Genomic DNA, 235 nt, shown 5'->3' with positions numbered 1-235 from the left:
ATGACGGTCACGGTCACCACGAGAAACGATATCAATCTCGAGACCGTCCTGCGTGTTGCATGGCAAAATGAGCGTGTGACGCTCAGTGAGGCAGCCCTTTCAGAGATCGCCCGTTGCCGGACCGCTTTCCTGAACCTCATCGCGAAAGACCCATCGGTCGTCATCTATGGCGTGACGACTGCGATGGGCGAGCTTGCGCACACGCGTCTTTCAATCGAGGAACGCGAGCGCCACG

At 58.3% G+C, this 235-nt stretch carries 1 protein-coding gene; it reads left to right on the top strand.

Translation table 11 applies throughout. The features are described from left to right. Positions 1 to 235: aromatic amino acid lyase (locus NLU14_RS22930; protein WP_275710948.1), on the top strand; the 235-nt coding region annotated here is incomplete at both ends.

Origin of the sequence: Marinobacter iranensis (assembly GCF_029207565.1) — a bacterium.
GTDB lineage: Bacteria > Pseudomonadota > Gammaproteobacteria > Pseudomonadales > Oleiphilaceae > Marinobacter > Marinobacter iranensis.
Note: the sequence above shows the minus strand (reverse complement) of the source record. Positions and strands in the feature narration are given on the sequence as shown.